Annotated in this window: 16 protein-coding genes; 5 read left to right on the top strand and 11 right to left on the bottom strand. The window is 58.9% G+C overall.

Translation table 11 applies throughout. From position 1 onward, the window contains the following. Nucleotides 1-13: 13 nt before the first annotated feature. From ACYZT8_RS14880 to ACYZT8_RS14855, 6 genes are all read right to left on the bottom strand, one after another. A complete protein-coding gene (locus ACYZT8_RS14880; protein WP_461982280.1) occupies nt 14-1669 on the bottom strand; it encodes a PqiB family protein in 1656 nt (551 codons plus the stop codon). Beyond that, nucleotides 1650-2309 carry a paraquat-inducible protein A gene (locus tag ACYZT8_RS14875; protein WP_461982278.1) on the bottom strand — a complete coding sequence of 220 codons (660 nt, stop codon included), beginning with the start codon at nt 2307-2309 and terminating at the stop codon, nt 1650-1652. Before ACYZT8_RS14875 ends, ACYZT8_RS14880 begins: the two co-directional genes overlap by 20 nt. Next, nucleotides 2306-2902: a paraquat-inducible protein A gene (locus ACYZT8_RS14870; protein ID WP_461982276.1), complete on the bottom strand. Its 597-nt coding sequence runs from the start codon at nt 2900-2902 to the stop codon at nt 2306-2308. The genes ACYZT8_RS14875 and ACYZT8_RS14870 overlap by 4 nt, the downstream gene beginning before the upstream one ends. Nucleotides 2903-3041: 139 nt before the next feature. Continuing rightward, nucleotides 3042-4334 (bottom strand): NAD(P)/FAD-dependent oxidoreductase, encoded by a 1293-nt coding sequence (locus ACYZT8_RS14865; RefSeq protein WP_461982274.1) that lies wholly within the window; start codon nt 4332-4334, stop codon nt 3042-3044. Beyond that, a complete protein-coding gene (locus tag ACYZT8_RS14860; protein ID WP_461982272.1) occupies nt 4331-5419 on the bottom strand; it encodes a polyamine ABC transporter substrate-binding protein in 1089 nt (362 codons plus the stop codon). Before ACYZT8_RS14860 ends, ACYZT8_RS14865 begins: the two co-directional genes overlap by 4 nt. 151 nt (nt 5420-5570) lie before the next feature. Continuing rightward, complete coding sequence (locus ACYZT8_RS14855; RefSeq protein WP_461982270.1) at nt 5571-6929, bottom strand: glutamine synthetase family protein; 1359 nt, start codon at nt 6927-6929, stop codon at nt 5571-5573. 161 nt (nt 6930-7090) lie between these two features. On the opposite strand from ACYZT8_RS14855, the gene ACYZT8_RS14850 reads away from it, so the two are divergent. The 3 genes from ACYZT8_RS14850 (at nt 7091) to ACYZT8_RS14840 (ending at nt 10538) form a co-directional block, all read left to right on the top strand. Beyond that, complete coding sequence (locus ACYZT8_RS14850; protein ID WP_461982268.1) at nt 7091-7999, top strand: helix-turn-helix domain-containing protein; 909 nt, start codon at nt 7091-7093, stop codon at nt 7997-7999. 234 nt (nt 8000-8233) lie between these two features. Then, a complete protein-coding gene (locus ACYZT8_RS14845) occupies nt 8234-9541 on the top strand; it encodes an alpha-xenorhabdolysin family binary toxin subunit A (RefSeq protein WP_461982266.1) in 1308 nt (435 codons plus the stop codon). Then, nucleotides 9495-10538: an alpha-xenorhabdolysin family binary toxin subunit B gene (locus tag ACYZT8_RS14840; protein ID WP_461982264.1), complete on the top strand. Its 1044-nt coding sequence runs from the start codon at nt 9495-9497 to the stop codon at nt 10536-10538. Before ACYZT8_RS14845 ends, ACYZT8_RS14840 begins: the two co-directional genes overlap by 47 nt. 98 nt (nt 10539-10636) lie before the next feature. On the opposite strand, the gene ACYZT8_RS14835 is transcribed toward ACYZT8_RS14840, so the two are convergent. Continuing rightward, nucleotides 10637-13024 carry a DUF3772 domain-containing protein gene (locus ACYZT8_RS14835; protein ID WP_461982262.1) on the bottom strand — a complete coding sequence of 796 codons (2388 nt, stop codon included), beginning with the start codon at nt 13022-13024 and terminating at the stop codon, nt 10637-10639. A gap of 223 nt (nt 13025-13247) precedes the next feature. On the opposite strand from ACYZT8_RS14835, the gene ACYZT8_RS14830 reads away from it, so the two are divergent. Continuing rightward, the gene (locus tag ACYZT8_RS14830) at nt 13248-13703 is read left to right on the top strand and encodes a hypothetical protein (RefSeq protein ID WP_461982260.1); all 456 of its coding nucleotides are present in this window, start codon (nt 13248-13250) and stop codon (nt 13701-13703) included. Here ACYZT8_RS14830 and ACYZT8_RS14825 read toward each other — a convergent pair. Genes ACYZT8_RS14825 through ACYZT8_RS14815 form a run of 3 tightly spaced genes read right to left on the bottom strand, consistent with a single transcriptional unit; the run spans nt 13688 to nt 17385 of the window. Beyond that, on the bottom strand, nt 13688-14713 hold the full coding sequence (locus tag ACYZT8_RS14825; protein WP_461982258.1) for a DUF2955 domain-containing protein: 1026 nt from the start codon (nt 14711-14713) through the stop codon (nt 13688-13690). The genes ACYZT8_RS14830 and ACYZT8_RS14825 overlap by 16 nt on opposite strands. Then, complete coding sequence (locus ACYZT8_RS14820; protein WP_461982256.1) at nt 14703-15851, bottom strand: HlyD family secretion protein; 1149 nt, start codon at nt 15849-15851, stop codon at nt 14703-14705. Before ACYZT8_RS14820 ends, ACYZT8_RS14825 begins: the two co-directional genes overlap by 11 nt. Next, nucleotides 15844-17385: an efflux transporter outer membrane subunit gene (locus tag ACYZT8_RS14815; RefSeq protein ID WP_461982254.1), complete on the bottom strand. Its 1542-nt coding sequence runs from the start codon at nt 17383-17385 to the stop codon at nt 15844-15846. Before ACYZT8_RS14815 ends, ACYZT8_RS14820 begins: the two co-directional genes overlap by 8 nt. 116 nt (nt 17386-17501) lie before the next feature. Here ACYZT8_RS14815 and ACYZT8_RS14810 point away from each other — a divergent pair, with 116 nt between their 5' ends. Continuing rightward, nucleotides 17502-18026 carry a transporter suffix domain-containing protein gene (locus ACYZT8_RS14810; RefSeq protein WP_461958942.1) on the top strand — a complete coding sequence of 175 codons (525 nt, stop codon included), beginning with the start codon at nt 17502-17504 and terminating at the stop codon, nt 18024-18026. 9 nt (nt 18027-18035) lie between these two features. On the opposite strand, the gene ACYZT8_RS14805 is transcribed toward ACYZT8_RS14810, so the two are convergent. Then, nucleotides 18036-18668: a response regulator gene (locus ACYZT8_RS14805; RefSeq protein ID WP_461982252.1), complete on the bottom strand. Its 633-nt coding sequence runs from the start codon at nt 18666-18668 to the stop codon at nt 18036-18038. Between the last annotated feature and the right edge of the window lie 9 nt (nt 18669-18677).

Genomic DNA, 18677 nt, shown 5'->3' with positions numbered 1-18677 from the left:
GTTGCTCCTGTGGTCAGTTGCGCGGTGGCGCCTGCAGATCCATCGGTGCGGCATTGTTCGGGCGGCCGCGAATCAGCGATTCCGGATGCCGGCCCAGATAATCCGAGAGTTCACGCAAGGAGCGCGACATGCGGCCGAGTTCGTCCAGGGTCTGGGTCAACTGTTCACGTTGCGGTGAGTCTTCGGCGAGGGTCGAACTGGCTGATTGCAGCGTCTTGCTGACGTCGGCCAGGGTGGTTTGCACGCCGGGCAGGGTCTTGGCGTTGAACTGGGCGAGGCCTTTGCGCAGTTCGACGAGGTTGCTGTCCAGATTGCCGGCAATCCGCTCGATCGGCAGTTGGTTGATCTTGTCGACCATGCCTTCGAGTTTTTCCTGCAACTGTTCGAGGCTGCCGGGAATAGTCGGAATACTGACCGGACGGGCGCTGGCATCGAACGCAACTTTCTCGGCCTTGGGGTAGAAGTCCAGCGCGATGTACAACTGGCCGGTCAACAGATTGCCGCTGCGGGCCTGGGCGCGCAGGCCGTTTTCGATGAAGGAGCCCATCAACCGCACACCCGCGGCTTCATCATTGGGATCATGATTCAGCGCCTTGAGCATTTTGGTGTGAGCCTGACCCAATTTTTGCGGGTAGATCATAATGCCGACGTTAACCGGAAAGCTGCGTTTTTTCGCGTCGAAATCCAGATTGATCGCCACCACTTTGCCGATTTCCATGCCGAGGAATTCCACCGGCGCATCAACCCTGAGCCCGCGCAAGGCCTGGTCAAAACGCAAGCTCAGGTATTGCCCCTTGCCACTGGGCGGGGCGAGGGCGGTTTGCTGGTCGTCGAACAGTTCGTAGGCATATTCCTCAGGCGCCGGTTTATCGTCCGGGCTGTATTCCGGCGCGCGAAAGGCGATGCCGCCCACCAGAAGCGAGGACAACGACTCGGTCTTCACCGCAAAACCATTGGCGCCGACGCTGACATCGATGCCGCTGGCGTTCCAGAACCGGGTGTTTTCGGTGACGTAGGCGTCATTGGGGGAGTGAATGAACAGGTCGATGTTCACGCCTTTTCCGTCCGGGTCGAGGGCGTAGGCCACCACCTGGCCGACCGGGATTTTTCGGTAATAGACGGGTGAACCGATGTCCAGCGACCCAAGGTCCTGGGTGTGCAGGGTGAAGCGCTTGCCCGGCTCGCCATAGGTGATAGGTGGCGGGTTCTCCAGCCCTTTGAAGTTCTTCGCGCGGTTGTTGGCCTGGCCGATATCGGCGCCGATGTAGTCGCCGGAAAGCAGGGTATCGATGCCCGACACACCGCCGGCACCGATTCGCGGACGCACCACCCAGAATTGCGAGTCTTCGCGGGTGAAGCTTTCAGCCTGTTTGGCCAGTTTGATCGTGGCGTTGACACTCTTCTGGTCGTTGCTCAGCTCCACGTCCGACACGTGTCCGATCACCACATTGCGGTATTTGACCTCGGTCTTGTTGGCGGTGAGGCCGTCACCGGTCTTGAACGTGACGGTGATGGTCGGGCCTTCCTGCATCATGCTGTGGACCACCAGGGAAATGCCCACCAGCACGGCAATGATCGGCACGATCCAGACCAGCGAAACGCTGAAACGACGAGTCTTGATTGGTGCCTGTCCGGGGGCTTGCGCCCCTTCAGTGGCTTGCGACTTCATCCATGGCCTCCTCGTTGTGTGGTTTATCCGACGGCTCGTTATCCCAGATCATTCGCGGGTCGAAACTCATCGCCGACAGCATGGTGAACACCACCACCAGACCAAAAAACAGAATGCCCAGGCGAGGTTCGATATCCGCCAGGGCTTGAAACTTCACCAGTGAAGCCACCAGGGCCACCACGATCACGTCGAGCATGGACCAGTAGCCGATGACCTCGACAAAACGGTAAAGCTTCGACCGTTCCTTGCGCGCCCACAGGCTGTCGCGGTGCACCGTGACCAGCAGCAGTATCAGGGCGACGAACTTGACGCCCGGCACCGCGATGCTGGCGATAAAAATGATCAGGGCAATGTCCCAGGCGCCGTGCTGCCAGAACTCCAGCACACCACTCATGATCGTGCTGTCGGCGCCGTCGCCGACCATTTTGGTGTTCATCACCGGCAACAGATTGGCCGGAATGTAAAACACCAACGAGGCCAGCAGGTAGGCCCAGGTGCGGGCCAGTGAGTTGGTTTTGCGTCGATGCAACGGTGCGCCGCAGCGCTCGCATTCGTGGGGCTCAAGCGTCATGTCACAGGCCATCCCGCAGCTGTGGCACAGACACAGGTTGAGTTCGCTGGCGACCGGTGGCGTTGTCATAAGGTGTCCCACAGGTCACGGACGTCGCGCCCGGCGATGCGGATCATCATCAGGCTGAGCACGGCCAAGGCGAACAGGCCGATGCCGGGCAGCACGTCCAGTAATCCGGCGAGTTTGATCACCGCGACCATCGCCCCCAACAGGCACACTTCCAGCATGCTCCAGGGCCTGAGGGTTTCCAGCCAGCGCATGCAGAATTTGAAACCGGGTGAACGCCGGGAGGCGAGGGCATAGCTCAGCACCCATATCAGCAGCAATAGCTGGAAGATCGGTGCAATGATCATCGCGATTGCCGCCACCATGGCGATGAAGGTGATCGGTCCAAGACTCAGGGCCAATACCGAATCCCAGAGTGTTGCGCTGTTTTTCAGGCCTTTGAGGCTGATGCTCATGACCGGGTAGAAATTGGCGAAGATCCACAGCATCAGCGCGGTGAAGGTCAACGCCAGGCGTTGCTCCACCGTCAGGCCGTTATAGCGCTGAAGCACGCCGCCGCAGCGTGTGCACAGGGTTTTTTGATGTTTGGCGAGCGTGACTTTTTCATACACGCAGTCGCAGTGCTCGCAGATGATCAGTTGGTCAGTCGTAGCCATAGGCCGCACTCGCCAGGACGCAGGAAAGTCAGAGCACCTCCTCAATATAGAAGTGCCTCGCGATTGAGCAAATCGAAAGGCCTAAACAACTGATGGACCGCGTCTGATCGTTCCCACGCAGAGCGTGGGAACGATCAACTCAGCCAAGCATTTCACGCAGGCGATACCACAACATCCCCAGCGCCAGCAGTGGCGAGCGCAGCATCGGCCCACCGGGAAAGGCCATGTGCGGCACGGCGCTGAACACATCGAACCCTTGACTGTGCCCGGCGTGGATCGCTTCGCCCAACAGCTTCGCGCACCAATGCGTCACGTTCAGTCCATGCCCCGAATAACCCTGCGCATAAAACACGTTCGGGTGCTGACTCAAGCGCCCGACTTGCGGGAAGCGGTTGGCGGAGATGCCAATCCTGCCGCCCCATTGATAGTCGATGCGCACGTCACGCAGTTGCGGGAAAACCTTGAGCATCTGCGGGCGCATGTAAGCGGTGATGTCGGCCGGATCGCGCCCGGAATAGTGGCAGGCCCCCCCGAACAGCAAACGCCGGTCCGCCGAGAGACGGTAGTAATCGAGGCCGACTTTCTGGTCGCACAACGCCAGGTTCTGCGGGATCAACTGCGCTGCGACCTCAGGCGCCAAAGGCTCGGTGGCGATGATGTAGCTGCCGGCCGGGAGCACCTTGCCGCTGAGTTTCGGTTCGAGTTCTTCCAGATGTGCGTTGCAGGCCAGCACCAGACTTCCGGCACGCACCGTGCCGCCCGCACAACGAACCTGCACCGTGCTGCCATGGATCAACTCCAGTACCGGGCTCTGCTCGAAGATCTGCACGCCAAGGGATTGCGCCAGTTTTGCTTCGCCCAGCACCAGATTGAGCGGATGCAAATGGCCCGAGCCCATGTCGATCAGACCACCGGCATAGACGCCTGAATCCACCACTTGCTGACGGATCTGCTCGGGCCCGACCAGGCGCGTTTCATGGCCGTAACCCGATTCGGTCAGACCTTCCTGCTCTGCCTTGAACGCCGCGAACTGCGCCTTGGTGTTGGCGAGCTCGCAGAATCCCCAGCGCAGGTCGCAGTCAATCCCGTGTTCACGGATGCGATTGCCCACCAGCTCAACCGATTCGATACCCGCACGCTCCAGATAGCGCACGCCGTCCTCACCGATGTAACGGGTGAAACCGCTGACGTCATGCCCGATGCCCCGGATCAGCTGCCCGCCATTGCGCCCGCTGGCGCCCCAGCCGATTCGCCGGGCCTCCAGGAGAATTACCGAAAGTCCGCGTTGAGCCAGTTCGATCGCCGTGTTGACACCGGTGAACCCGCCGCCGATCACGCAGACATCGGCCACAAGCTCCGAGGCCAGCGTGGGGTAGGGCGTCAGGCTAATGGCTGTCGCGGCGTAGTAGGAGTGTGCGTGTTCGTTATTCATTTGTTGGACTTCACTTTGCTCCAGGAACGGGTCATCAGTCGCATGATCGCCTGGGGCGGGGTGGTGGAAATGTAGAGTTTGTCGAGGACTTCCTGAGGTGGATAAACCTCAGGGTTGTTCACCAGTTCCGCGTCCATGTATTCCTTGGCGGCCGGGTTCGGGTTGGCGTAACCGACCGACGCGCTGACCTTGGCAATCACTTGCGGGTCCAGCAGGTAGTTGATGAAGGCGTGGGCTTCTTTAGGGTTGCCGGCATCGGCGGGAATCGCCAGCAGGTCGAACCACAAGTTACTGCCTTCCTTTGGGATGGCGTAGGCGATGTTCACGCCGTTCTTGGCTTCCTTGGCCCGGTTTGCGGCCTGGAACACGTCACCCGAATAACCGAAGGCCACGCAGATGTCGCCGTTGGCCAGGTCCGACACGTACTTGGACGAGTGAAAATAGGTGATGTACGGGCGGATGCTCAACAGCTTGGCTTCGGCTTTTTTGTAGTCATCGGGGTTCTCGCTGCGCGGGTCCATGCCCATGTAATTGAGAATCGCCGGGAACACTTCATCGGCCGAGTCCATCATCGACACGCCGCACTGGCTGAGTTTCTTGATGTTTTCCGGTTCGAACAGCACGGCCCAGGAATCGATGCGGTCGATGCCGAGCACTTGCTTGACCTTGTCGACGTTGTAGCCAATGCCGTTGGTGCCCCACAGGTACGGCACGGAATGCTCGTTACCCGGATCGTTTTTCTCCAGCAGCGCCAACAGCTTCGGGTCGAGGTTCTTGAAGTTGGGCAACTGCGCGCGGTCCAGCTTGAGGAACGCGCCGGCCTTCACCTGACGGGCGAGGAAGTGGTTGGACGGCACGACCACGTCATACCCGGTGCGGCCGGCGAGCAATTTGCCCTCCAGGGTTTCGTTGGAATCGAAGACGTCGTAGATCACCTTGATCCCGGTCTTGGCCTGGAAATCGACGAGGGTGGTTTCGCCGATGTAATCAGTCCAGTTGTAGACGCTGACCGTTGGCTGAGCTTGTGCAACAGCGCTGAACAACAACGTCAACGCGAGCGGAGCCACGGATTTCAATAGACGCATATCGACACCTCTTATTGTTTTGTTTGTGATCGTTCCCACGCTCTGCGTGGGAATGCCTCAATGGACGCTCTGCGTCCGCTTTGGGACGCGGAGCGTCCCGGGCTGCATTCCCACGCAGAGCGTGGGAACGATCATGAATCTCGCGTGGTTTTCAGACACTAAGCATCAAGAACTCACGCTCCCAGGAGCTGATCACCCGTTTGAAGTTCTCATGTTCGGCGCGCTTGACCGCCACATAACCGCGCACGAATTTGTCGCCCAGATACCGCCCGATGGTTTCGCACTCTTCCATCTGCGTCAGGGCGTCCTCGATGGTGATCGGCAGGCGCAGGTTGCGGCGCTCGTAGGCTCGACCTTGCACCGCCGCACTCGGTTCGATGCGTTCGACCATACCCAGATAACCGCACAACAGACTGGCCGCAATCGCCAGGTACGGGTTGGCGTCAGCCCCCGGCAAGCGGTTTTCCACGCGCATCGAATCCGGCGTGGAGGTCGGCACACGCAGGCCGACGGTGCGGTTTTCTTCGCCCCATTCGACGTTGACCGGTGCCGAGGTGTCTGGCAGGAAGCGACGGAACGAGTTGACGTTGGGTGCGAACATCGGCAGCACTTTGGGGATGTACTTTTGCAAGCCGCCGATGTGGTGCAGGAACAGCTCACTCATCGTGCCGTCGGCATTGGCGAAGATCGGCTGCCCGGTGGCGATGTCGACCACGCTTTGGTGGATGTGCATGGCGCTGCCGGGCTCGTCGCCAATCGGCTTGGCCATGAAGGTCGCCGCGACGTTGTGCTTGAGCGCCGCCTCACGCATGGTGCGTTTGAACACGGTGATCTGGTCGGCCAAGTCCAGCGCATCGCCATGACGGAAGTTGATTTCCATCTGCGCCGGGCCGTCTTCGTGGATCAGCGTATCGAGGTCCAGGCCTTGCAGCTCGCACCAGTCGTAGACGTCTTCGAACAGCGGATCGAATTCGTTGGCGGCGTCGATGGAAAACGATTGGCGACCACTTTCCGCACGGCCCGAACGACCCAGCGGCGCCTTCAGCGGCAAGTCCGGGTCTTCGCAGCGCTGGGTCAGGTAGAACTCCATTTCCGGCGCGACAATCGGCCGCCAGCCTTTGTCGGTGTACAGCTGCAGCACTTTCTTCAGCACGTTGCGCGGCGACAGTTCGATCGGGTTGCCGAACTTGTCGAAGGTGTCGTGGATCACGATGGCGGTCGGTTCAATGGCCCATGGAATCACGTACACCGCGTCGGCGACGGGCTTGCAGACCATGTCGATGTCGGCCGGGTCGAGCAGGTCGTAGTAGATGTCGTCGTCGACAAAGTCCCCGGTTACCGTTTGCAAAAGCACACTTTCCGGCAGGCGCATGCCTCGCTCATGCAGGAACTTGTTGGTGGGTGCAATTTTGCCGCGTGCAATGCCGGTCAAGTCACTGACCACACACTCGACTTCGGTAATCTTGTGATCTTTCAGCCACGTGAGCAACTGATCGAAAGGGACATTCATAAAGACCTCGTTATTGGTTTTATTAACGCCGGGGAGGGTGGTTTCATCCGCCACACACTTCCCCTGGGACGCGTTGACGACTATCTTGGGCGAGCCTTGCGGTTCCATCTATCCACTTTAAGCAGCACCAAAACGCACCAAACGAGTGCGTAAGGTCTTTCATGTCAGCGTCCAGTCCGATCCAGGTTCAAGCGTTCAACACCGACGATGTCGCCGCGCAAATCCGCGCCACGCCGGGTTGGGTCCAGCATTATCAGCAGATGTCGCCGGGGCATTTCGCCGGGCGCGTGCGCTACCTGGACCTGCAAGGCGTGGAGATTTACGAAGAACAGATGAACACCCGGGTCGAACAGAATTTCAGCGCGCCCCAGGGTTCGCTGGCGTTCTGCTTCGATCGCAGCGACAACGCGCTGTACGTGTTGAATGGCGAAAGCCGCAACATCTGGATCACCCCGGAGAACTACCAGGAAATTGCCGTGGTGTTCGGTCCGGCGTTCGTACAGCGTCACGGTCTGAATGTCGCGCGGCTCGAAGGCTTGTTCATGTCGCCGCTGAACTCGGGGCAGAACGCATTGTTCAGTCGCTGGTTGAGCGGCACCTTGACCCGGCTCGGCGAAACCCTCGACCCACCGAGCAAAGAAGCGCTGACCCAGCAATTGCTCGAGGATTGCCTGTACATCCTCGACAACGCCTGCGTGTGCCTTGATCGGGGCGGCCTGCAGCGCCGCACCGAAGAACGCTCGGTGATGAAACGCATCGGTGAATGGGCCGCCGACTCACCGGAAGAAACCCTCAACCTGCTGGAGCTTTCCCAGGTGGCCGGGGTTTCACTGCGACAGTTGCAGCACGCGTTCAAGGCCTTCACCGGGATGACGCCGACCCATTGGCTGCGCCTGCGCCGACTCAACAGCGCCCACCGCGAATTGCTCGCTCGAACACCGAATGACACCACCGTTGCCGAAGTGGCAATGAATTGGTCGTTCTGGCATTTGGGGCGGTTTTCCAGCCGTTATCGGGCGTTGTTCAAAGAGTTGCCGAGCGAAACGCTCAAACGCACTAGCCAGTGCTGATCGCACTATTAAAAGAGGCGGTTATTGCGAACTTGAAATTCTTGTACATGTTCAGGTGTTTTCTATAATCCTCGTCTGTAGGCCAATTCCTGCAAGTGTCGCTCGATGTTTCAGGATTTTTCAAATCTGATATTTATTCGTTAAATATCATCTGGTTACGCTATCTGTATTGTATTTAAGCTGATTTGAGTCAGGCGCAAAGGTCATCTAGGTTTCTGCTCGTCGATACAAGTCGTGTATCGATTTGAACGAACCGAGGCAAACACAATGACTGTGCTGTTGAATGAATCAGAAAGTAGCCATGACCTTCCAAAAGCGGTACTGCAACTTATCTCGGGTGAGTTTCCCGGTGTGGCCCGTAGTGCCGGGATCTTTACCAAAGAAGATGTCATCGCAATCAAACAGTATGTAAAGAAAGGCCTCGCGCTGCCCAGCGAGCTGCCGGAGGTTGAGTCATACCTGAAGTACACCCATGTGGACATCGCGGGGTTGGAGCCCAGCGATATCCAGGTGTTGTTCAAGAAAATCAGAATTCATGCCGCCAGCTGGGATGCGGTGGAAAACAAGATCGTCCAGCAAAGTATTGACCTGAGTTCCGCGGCCAAAAACATCGTCAGCAGTGGCAGCGAAATCATCTCCGTGATCAAGGAAATGCCCATCATGGACCGCGTCAGAACGACGTTGGGTGAGATGAGCAGCAATGATCTCGAAGGCATTCGCTATACGTCTGACGACGGTGAAGTGGCTTCTGCCGTGACGGAAATCATCGAACTGATGAAGGTCGATATCAAACGCCAGCAAAGCGCGACCCTGGAACTGAAGGATCGCCTGTCCAATTTCAAGATCGAGTTGTCGGGCGGAGAGCTGTCCGGCGGTAAACGGGTCTTTGGCCTGCAGTCCGAAGTGAAGGGCAAGTACGACTTGATGGAGCGCAACAACTTGCTCGAATCCATCGCCAGTACCAAACAAACGATCAAGGAAAAGAAGGAGCGAATCACCCAGCTCGACAAGGATTACGACTATTACGTCGGTATGTCGTTCTCGGGAGGCCTGCCGATTTTCTGGCCGATTTCAGGTTCGATCTTCGGCCCGAAAGCAGAGACCGCCCGAAAAGAACGCAATGCCCTGAAAACCGAAATCGACGCGCTGGAGCTGGCCGTCAGTGGCAAGGAGAACTTGCAGAGCGCCATCGAAAGTTCCATGTCTAACTTTGGTGATATCGGCATCCGCATGGCCGGCGCTGAAGCAGCACTCAATATCTTGAACACAATGTGGCAAACCATTCTGAGCAAGGTTGATTCATCGGCCGAGCAGTTTGGCCGGATCAATAACGCCTTGCGCCTGACCTCATTTGTCGCCGAATTCGCGCAGGTGATCGATCCGTGGCGCGACGTGAAGAACACCGCAGGAGACTTGGTGGCGGTGTTTAACGAAGCCCTCGAAGAATACAAAAAACTTTCAACTGATTTGCCCAGCGGACAAAAGGATTATTGCCATGAGCAACGTGACGCTAATCGACACCCCGGTTTTTCAGGTCATTGACGTAAAAAACATCATTCAAACCATCCGTGATATCTCCAGGCTGGCGAACTTCAGAAATGAACGGCCAGACGTGCTGCAGGAGCGAGCCCACCGTGTGGTCGCGTATTTGAACAATATCGATACCGCCCTGCGTGAATCATTTCCGGTCTTGCTGACCGCACTGAACAGCGCCTCCGGGCAACAGTGGTTTGAAGTGCTTGATGAATTGAATGGCGCCTTGGCCAGGCACGACCTGACACAGGAAGATCGGGCGTTGGTGGCCGACGAACTGGCCAATGTCAAAGGCAACATCAATACGTTGCTGGAGGGCGTCGAGGCGAAATTTATCGCGCGCTCGCGGCTGCTTGAGAGTGAAGTTCAAAGCCTTTACAAAATCGAAATCGGTGAGCGCGCGGATGAACCGCTGAAGGTTGCGCGAGAACGCAAAGCCAGGATTCTGGCCCAGCTCAATGATCATCACCTCAATAAAGCGACGTGCGAGGAGCAGCGGGACACACTGATCAAGGCACAAGACGTGATTCGCGAATTCAACCTGGCTGACATGTACAAGAATTACATTCCTGACGCAAAGGCACTGGACGGTCTGGACATGGCCAATCCGAAAAAGGAAGCCGTCAAACAGGGCATTGAACTGGTCAGGAAGGTGTTGGGGGTGGTCTCGGACGGCATCAAATACAGTCAACTCGCCACGTCACGAAACAATCTGGACCTGGAGATCGAGTCGATTACCCGGTTGGTCGAAGGGCTCAACAACGAGCTTCAGACCGCCGAAGATCTCTTTTCCGACATCAGCGCCGTCGTAGAAATAAGCCGTCGCCGCAGGACCGCGGGTGAAGAGATCATCGTCGTGGCGGGTGTGTGGCGGGGGTTTTCAATGCACCTTGAGACACTGAAAAACCTGGAATACAACCAGGCCGGGCTGTCCAGATTGCTGATGCGATATAAAAGTCATCTGGAAGGGCTGGCGGGGGATTACAACAGCACGATGATTAACTAGGCCATTTAACGCAGCCTCGTTTCACTCGACAGCTGCTACAGGTGTGCGCGTTCTCCTGTAGGAGCTGTCGAGTGAAACGAGGCTGCGATCTTTTGATATCAGACCGTAGACGCCGGTTTCGCCAGTTCAATGCCAGCCGCCCCCAACCGTTTCAGGATTTCAAATAAGAGATCGCTTTTGGTGGTGCCGACGATTCTCGGGCTGCTGACGTAGCCGGTCACCGTCAAGGTGATTCCGTCGGGGGTGAGTTTGCTGAATCGAACAAACGGCGCGGGTTTATCGAGGATGGTTTCGTGCTCGGCGTAGGTGCTGTACAGCAGGTTTTGTACCTGTTCGGGATCGATGTCCAGCGGGAACACCAGTTCAAGTGTCGCCACCCCTTGTGCACTGCCGCCGAGGGTAACGTTGCGCAGGTTTTGCGAGATCAATTGGGAGTTGGGCACGATGACGATCGAGCGGTCACTGAGTTGTATTTCAGTGGCCCTGACGTTGATGCGGCGGATGTCACCTTCGACGCCGCTGATGCTGATCAAGTCGCCGACCTTGACCGGGCGTTCGGTCAGGAGAATCAGCCCGGAGACGAAATTCTTGACGATCTCCTGCAAGCCGAAACCGATCCCCACGGACAAGGCGCTGACGATCCACGCCAGGTTGGTCCACTTGATGCCCAGTGATGACAACGTCAGCAGAATCACCGAGGCGTAGCCGATGTTGGCGAACAGTGTACTGAGGGAGGCACACATGCCGGGGTCCATGTCGGTCTTGGGCAGGAACTCGTTATCCAGCCATCGGCGCAATGATCGGATCAGGTAGATGCCGATCAACAGGGCCAGTACCGCATTCAACAAGTGGCCCGGGATGATATTGAATTTGCGCAGGCCGTCGCCGCCGAGAATGGCGAACATCTGGGTGAACAGTTGCCCGAGCGTTGTGCCGACGCCACCCACAAACAGTGAAATGACGCCCAACAGCATTAAAGCGGCGCGACCGACTCCGGACAAAATGACCGACACCTGCTCAAGGCGCACATCGCCAATCCCGAGCAGTTGTTTGAACGCCTTGCCGCTGGCGCTCTTGGGTGAAAACAGATACTCACAGCTGTCTTTGAGCAGCTGAATCAGCAAGTAGAAGCCCGAGAGGATGATAAATCCCCAGACCAGTTGGTAAGTGATGAACCTTGCCAGGGAGATATAGCCGATCAGCAGCGCAAGCATCGCGACAAAAATGGCAATGCCGGCAAACGAATAGATCAGGCCGGCGATGGTGGTACTCGATTCGGGTGCTTCACCGGTGGCCACCACGGCTCTTCGGGCTTTGCTGGCACGCCGGAACAACGCACCGATAATCAGCGTGACCACGAACGCGATCACCCCTCGGCCAAAGAGTATGGCGGTGGGGCTCATGCCGGTGACGTTGGTGATTTGTGCCAGACCTACCAGGATCAGCAGCGTGACGGCCAATATTCTGGGGAAGGGCTCGATGGCCAGTGCCACGGGATCGGCGATTGCCGGCAACCGCCAGGACGGATGCTTGGTCGATAACAACGCCCGGCTCAAACCGGTAATCAGGATGCAGACATAGATGAGTTTTTCGAACTCATCGGCAAAGTTTTGAATCATCGGCGTCAACGGCAGTTGTCGAGTGAGCGCATAAAACAGCAGGTGCATCGCACACGCGGTGGTCAATAGCGTGGCCACGACAGAGGCCAGCGCAAGAGAACTTCTACGCAAACGGCCCTCAGGCATTCGATGAATGCAAAGCCAGGTCAGCCCACGCTCTGCGACTCTTCGACCCCAGGACCAAATGCCCACGGCCAGCACGATCAACAACACGGCAAACAGGCGCTCACCGGGTTGCCAGGCGGCCTTGATGGCGCTGGAGGCCTGCTGGATGAAATCGCCGAGCCGCTGGCGGTCCTCCGGCAGCGGATTGAACAACGGCGCCCAGAACGCCGGCCCCAGGATACTGCCGCTGCGCAGCGTGACTTCGGTTTCCAGGAGGCTGCGTCGAATACCGGCAATTTGAGTGATGAGTCCGGCAGCATTGGTTCTAAGCGCCGTCAGGGTTTTCAAATTGGCGTCGACTTTGGTCTTTTGCTCGGACAGATAGGCTCTTTGCGTCGCGATATCCGTCTTCTCTGATGCGACATCCTCCACTGATACCGGGCCCAGCACATCAAGTTGGGCTTGCAGCTGCTTCTGTTCGGGCAGCAGGGAGGACTGCAGGCTATCCACATCACTGATAAACAACTGCACGGAGTCTTGCAGGCCGACCATCTGGGTCAGGTTGTTGGCCAGCGAAATCTGTTGCTTGATTCGGTCAAGGCGGATTTGCAGGTCTTGCAGATCACTTGGGGAGATTGCAACAGGCGCAGTGCCTGATATAGGGGTTGGCATCGCCGGTATGTCGGCGGCCGACAGCGCTCCGCCGCTGGTTCCTAGCAGCGTGAGCACGACGAACATCATTAACTTCAATGCATTACGCATGGGAGTGCTCGACTCTGTTTTGGGGCGCTCAACCTATGAGGTTAGGCCATCACGCCAAAACGATCGAAAAGAATCCTGTTCACCGTCCGGATCAGGCAATACCGCGCTGAGAGTGGATGCCGCGTGATCTACACTTCTTGTTGCCAAATCAAGCCCGGAAGCAGTCATCAGCGGTCAACCACCCGGTTTTTTTGTCGAGTGACGGGCTGCGCAGGAGGTCATTATGAGCAAGGTATCGTCCATCAGCCTGAGCATCGCATTGGCGATTGCATGTACCCAGGGTTGGGCTGCGACGGTCGTTCCGATGAAAGGGCAGACTTCGCAACAGACCCAACTGGACATCAATGAATGCAATAGCATCGCGTCCAGTCAGGCCGCGTCGACCGCCCAGCCTGCTTCCGGAGGGCGAGTGCGCGGTGCTGCCGCGGGGGCCGCCGCCGGAGCGGCTGGGGCCCAAGTGCGCGGGCGTCAGCATGACGAGTTTTATGATCGCGTCGATGACGACACCAAGCAGGACTATCGGCAGAACCGCGCCAAAGAGACGGCGGTGGCCGGCGCGGTAGTCGGCGGCTCGCGTCAGCGTCAGGAGCGCCGGGCACAAGAGAAAACCAGTGCTGCGACCACCTCGACGGCGTACACCAGTTGCCTGCAAGGCAAGGGCTATCAGGTTAACCCCTGAGCTTTTTGCGGCCGCGGCTCAAGCAGATACACCATCAGGCAGGCATACAACGTAACGGCGAGGAACAACCCCATGCGCACGGCAAACGCCGTGTACACGTCCTTGCCGGCGATGCTGTCCTGAACCGACTGGCCCAACAGGATAATCAGCGTGATCAGGGTATTGAGCCAGAACCCCGGAGTGAACCGGGTCGGGCTCAGGGCATAGAGCTTGCGTGCCAGCACCAGGCCGAACAGCAGCATCCACAGAAAAAACATCCACAGATGCACAAACAGGCTGAGGGCGCTCCAGAACAGGATCGCCAACACGCCTGCGAGCAAGGTAGACCCGACGAGCTCACGACCGGCGTTGTTGGCGTTTGTCGTGGAGCTTTGCTGACCCAGGCTGACGGCTTTCAGGATGATCGGCAGATAACCGGCCGGATCGATTAGCGCCAGCAGAAACGCCGGCAACACGATCAGGGTTGCACGCAGCGCCACCCGACTGACTTCTTCGGCGGGCAGGGGTGGGGCGGGCGGCGGGGAAGGGGCATTGGGCGGATCGGGGAATAACCCGTGACTGAGCGCCATGACCGCAACGGCGAGCAGCAAGCCCTTGACCAGGGCTCCGATGACCATCGCCGCCAGATCGAATTCGGCGACGCCTGCCGAGGAGATCATGGTCAGGCCAATCACCAGGAAGGTCACGATCAAGGCATTGCCGCCGCGCAGGCCAAAACGGAACACCAGAAACAGACTCAGGCCGATCAGCAGTACGCCAGTGACGGGGTAATAACGCAGGATCGGGATCAACAACAGGCCGAGGCCCGTGGTCAACATCGCGGCGAGTGCGAGCACCACGGCAGCCTTGAACGGTAGCGGACGATTGATCGAGGCCAGCAGGATCAGGCACAGCACCGGCGCCAGAAAGGGGATCGGCAACCCTAGGCCGAAGCTGGCGGCAAGGCACAACGCCGTGCCAGTAGCGAGTCGCAATGCGCGCTGCTCCCGGGGCGTGTGCTTAGTAGGCATACGAAAGCCAGCTCATGAACCCCACAAACAAGCGGCCCAGCGGGTTCAGCGGATTGCCTTGGGTGGGAAAGGCCATGACTTCCGCCTGCCCGCCGGCCCGGATGGCGCGGCTGTCTCGCAGCGTTTTTCGCGCATCCTCGGAGAACTCGATAATCACCGGAAAACGCTGGGCTGGCCGCAGCCAGTCGCGGCTGTTTTGCACGCTGGGCAAGGTGCCCGGCGCGGGTGTCTGGCCGACACTGACCCCGTAACCGACACTGCGCACGCGCCCCTCAAACACTTCGCCCGGTATGGCATCCAGGACGATCGCCACCGGCGTATCGACTTTCACCAGACCGAGGTTGTTTTCGGTCATGTCCGCGCTGATCCACACGTCATGGATGGCAATCAGAGTCATGACCGCGCCACCGGCAGCGGCGAACTGCCCGGCATCGGTACGCAGATCGGTGATCAGCCCTGCCGAACGTGCGCGGATCTGCGTGTTGGACAAATCCAGTTCGGCTTTTGAAAGCGCCGTGGCAGCGCTACGCAGCAGGGCGTTGTCTTCCTCGCTGCCGCCCTCTTGCTCGCGAGCACGTTGCACTTCGGCGCGGGCGGCAGCGACCTGACTGACCGCCTGCTCACGGTTGGCGCGAGACACTTCGAGCAAGCGCACGGAAATGGTGCCAGGGTCTTCGCGGTACAAGCCTTCCAGACGCTGATTGTCCTGTCTCGCCTTGAGTTCGTTGGCCTGCGCGGCCCGCAAGTTGGCTTGCGCCGAGGCGATGCCGGCGGTGCTGGCGCCGATCTGTCGACGTGTCGATTCAAGGTCGGCGCGCGCCCGGTCCACGGCAATCTGGTACGGCTGCGGGTCCACCTCGAACAGCACGTCGCCGGCCTGGACGTCCTGATTGTTGCGCACGTTGACGCGGATCACCCGGCCGGCAACTTCCGAGGCGACCGGAATAACAAAGGCGCCCACCCGCGCTTGTTGCGTATAAGGCGTGAACCGGTCGGCCAGCAGGTACCACGCCAGGCTCAGGAGAATCAGGAGCAGCACCCATTTGATGCCTTTTTTCGCCGGGTCGGCGGCAGGCGGGGGAGGCGCTGGAGGTGTGGGTGCGGGCGCCTCGGGGGCAGGCTGCGCGGCTTCACTCATGGCTGTTTACCTTGTGGGGCAGGGGGGCGGCGGGCTCGGTCAGCAGGTCGCCCCAGTCGGTGCGTTTTTCCATCTGCTGGCGGGTGGCGTCATCGACTTTTGGCTGGGCGCTGTACCAACCGCCGCCCAAGGATTTGTACAGGGCAATCAGATTGCTCACGGCGTTGCTGCGCGCGACCAGGTAGTTGTCCTGCTGTTCGAGCAGTGCGCGCTGCGCATCCAGCACGCGCTGAAAGTCCGAGTAACCTTCGCGGTATTGCGCGCTGGCCAGCACCAGCGAGCGTTTGGCGGCCACTTCGGCCTCGCTCAGGATGCGTTCGCGCTCCAGCGATTTGATCAAGCCAGTGGCGGCATCGTCAGCCTCGCGCGCGGCCTGACGGACCCTGTCGCGATACGTCTCGATCAGCTGCTGTAACCGTGCATCCTGGATGCGCACGTTGTTGCTGATCTGGCCATGGTCGAACAGGTTCCAGCGCAGGCTGGGGCCGCCGATCAGGTCCAGGCTTCTGGACGTCCCGTTGAGCGTGTCGGCCGACCAGACGATGCTGCCGAGCAAGGTCAGCGACGGATAGAAATCACTTTCGGCCACGCCAATCAATGCCGACTGGGCAGCGACATTCAGCTCGGCGGCCCGCACATCAGGCCGACGCAGCAGCAGGTTGGCCGGTACATCCTGCAATACGGCGCGATCGACCAGCGGGATCAGCCCCTGTTTTTCCGCTACCTGCGGCAACGTGCCAGGCGGTTGCCCGATCAGGACGGCCAAGGCATTGCGGGTGCGTTGCAGCTGATCTTCAAGGGTGGGGATGGTGCTCAGCGTGCCGAGGTATTGGGTTTTGGCTTGTTGCAGGTCGAGTTCGGCTTGCTGGCCGCTCTTGAACAGCTTTTCGGTGATCTCGAAATTGCGCTTTTGCTGTTTGGCGTTCTCACGGGCGACGCGCAACCTGGCCTCGGTGGTGCGCAACGAGAAGTAAGTGTCTGCAACCTGGGCGCGCAGCAACACCAGCACATCTTCATAGTTGGCCTGGGCCGCAAAGTAACTGGCGTCGGACGATTCGATGGCTCGGCTGAAACGCCCCCAGAAGTCCAGCTCCCAGCCAACATCAAACCCGGCACTGTATTGCCAGAAATGGCTGTCCTGGGGATTGGTGCCACCGGATTGTCGGCGGTTGAAGTACAGACTGTCGGCGCTGGCTTGCTGTAATTGCGGATAGAGCCCGCTTTGCGCAATGCCCAACTGGGCACGGGCCTCCATCACGCGCAGGCCGGCGATTTTCAGGCTGGAGTTATGAGCATCCGACTCGGCGATCAGCTGATTGAGCAGCGGATCGTCGAAGACCTCCCACCACTGGCGAATATCCGGGTGCGTCCCGCGTTGGCTGCCCTGTTCAAGGGCGGCGGTGTTCCAGTGCTCGACCCAGGTTTCGCCCGGCGGCTGGAAGTCCGGCCCCAGCCGCACACAGCCACTCAGGCCAAGTGCGCCGAGCAAGAGGAGGTGGCCTGGCAGCCTCAGCAGGGAACGGCCTCGATGCATTGGGTATCGTCCAACCAGGGAAGGTCACTGGAGCATAGCCGTCCAAATGAGCAACCGGCTGCTAAGCTTCTCAAGCACCCTCAAACCTTCTGCGATCACTTACAGGCAGGACACTCATGAGTAACCCCCAAGGTCAGGCTGAACCTCATTCCGCTGGTTGGCGCTTCAAAGTGGGCATCGCCATTATTTGCTTGATGTTGGGTTCGTGGCTGATGGTGCCGATCGCCGCGGCGCTCGACATTCCAGGCTCAAGAATCGCCGCGCTGACCGGCGTTTTGTTCATCAGCAACAAAGTCCTGCTGATCGTCGTCATTGCTGTCATGGGCAAGGCCGGGTTCCAGCAGTTGAAAAGCAAAGTATTCGGTTACGTGTCCGGGATTGCGCCGTCAATAGATGCCGAAGTGGGTCCGATTCGTCATCGAATCGGTATCGTGATGTTTTGTTTGCCGCTGATCTCGGCCTTTCTTGAACCCTACGTCGACACGTTCTGGCCAGGGTTCAGACCGAACCTGTGGCAGTTGCAGGTGCTGGGCGACGCCATGCTGATCGGCAGCTTTTTTGTGCTGGGGGGCAATTTCTGGGACAAGGTGCGGGCGTTGTTTATCCGCACGGCAAAGGTCATCACTCCAGGTACGGTGTGAGGCTGTTCGCTAGCGCGTGATGATCCCGTGATCGATCGCGTATTTGACCAGGGCCGCGGGTTTGTCGATGTTGAGTTTGCGGCGGATGCTCAGGCGATGGGTTTCGACCGTGCGCACGCTGATGTCCAGCTCGCGGGCCATTTCCTTGTTGTTCAGGCCCTGCGCCATCTTGTACAACACCTGGCTCTCGCGGGGAGTCAGCTCGTTGTCGGTGCTTTTGTCGGCAATCAGCCGCTGGGCGATTTCGGCGCTGTAGAACGTGCCGCCACTGGCGATGGCCTCGATGGCTGCAATGATTTCCCGCGACGGTGAATTCTTCAGCACATAGCCGCTGGCGCCCGCGCGAACCGATTCACTCACGTATTCATAATTGTCGTACATGCTCAATACCAGCACCTTCAGCGACGGATACTGGCTACGCAGCACGCGAGTCAGCTCAAGCCCGTTCATGTCACGCAGACTGATGTCGACCAGCAACAAGTCTGGCTGGCAGCGCCCGACCATCTCGATGGCATCGGCGCCGCTCTCGGCTTCGCCCACCACTTCCAGGGGCGCCATGACCGCGAGCAGCGCTTTGATCCCGTCGCGGACCAGGGAGTGATCGTCGACCAGGGCGACGCGGATCGGATAGGGCAGGTTCATCGCGGGTAT

It is taken from the genome of Pseudomonas sp. LB3P93 (assembly GCF_054898025.1).
Note: the sequence above shows the minus strand (reverse complement) of the source record. Positions and strands in the feature narration are given on the sequence as shown.

Coding starts and splice junctions, on each gene's coding strand:
- ACYZT8_RS14880 (WP_461982280.1), bottom strand. CDS start 1,669: ATGAAGTCGCAAGCCACTGAAGGGGCGCAAGCCCCCGGACAGGCACCA.
- ACYZT8_RS14875 (WP_461982278.1), bottom strand. CDS start 2,309: ATGACAACGCCACCGGTCGCCAGCGAACTCAACCTGTGTCTGTGCCAC.
- ACYZT8_RS14870 (WP_461982276.1), bottom strand. CDS start 2,902: ATGGCTACGACTGACCAACTGATCATCTGCGAGCACTGCGACTGCGTG.
- ACYZT8_RS14865 (WP_461982274.1), bottom strand. CDS start 4,334: ATGAATAACGAACACGCACACTCCTACTACGCCGCGACAGCCATTAGC.
- ACYZT8_RS14860 (WP_461982272.1), bottom strand. CDS start 5,419: ATGCGTCTATTGAAATCCGTGGCTCCGCTCGCGTTGACGTTGTTGTTC.
- ACYZT8_RS14855 (WP_461982270.1), bottom strand. CDS start 6,929: ATGAATGTCCCTTTCGATCAGTTGCTCACGTGGCTGAAAGATCACAAG.
- ACYZT8_RS14850 (WP_461982268.1), top strand. CDS start 7,091: ATGTCAGCGTCCAGTCCGATCCAGGTTCAAGCGTTCAACACCGACGAT.
- ACYZT8_RS14840 (WP_461982264.1), top strand. CDS start 9,495: ATGAGCAACGTGACGCTAATCGACACCCCGGTTTTTCAGGTCATTGAC.
- ACYZT8_RS14835 (WP_461982262.1), bottom strand. CDS start 13,024: ATGCGTAATGCATTGAAGTTAATGATGTTCGTCGTGCTCACGCTGCTA.
- ACYZT8_RS14830 (WP_461982260.1), top strand. CDS start 13,248: ATGAGCAAGGTATCGTCCATCAGCCTGAGCATCGCATTGGCGATTGCA.
- ACYZT8_RS14825 (WP_461982258.1), bottom strand. CDS start 14,713: ATGCCTACTAAGCACACGCCCCGGGAGCAGCGCGCATTGCGACTCGCT.
- ACYZT8_RS14820 (WP_461982256.1), bottom strand. CDS start 15,851: ATGAGTGAAGCCGCGCAGCCTGCCCCCGAGGCGCCCGCACCCACACCT.
- ACYZT8_RS14815 (WP_461982254.1), bottom strand. CDS start 17,385: ATGCATCGAGGCCGTTCCCTGCTGAGGCTGCCAGGCCACCTCCTCTTG.
- ACYZT8_RS14810 (WP_461958942.1), top strand. CDS start 17,502: ATGAGTAACCCCCAAGGTCAGGCTGAACCTCATTCCGCTGGTTGGCGC.
- ACYZT8_RS14805 (WP_461982252.1), bottom strand. CDS start 18,668: ATGAACCTGCCCTATCCGATCCGCGTCGCCCTGGTCGACGATCACTCC.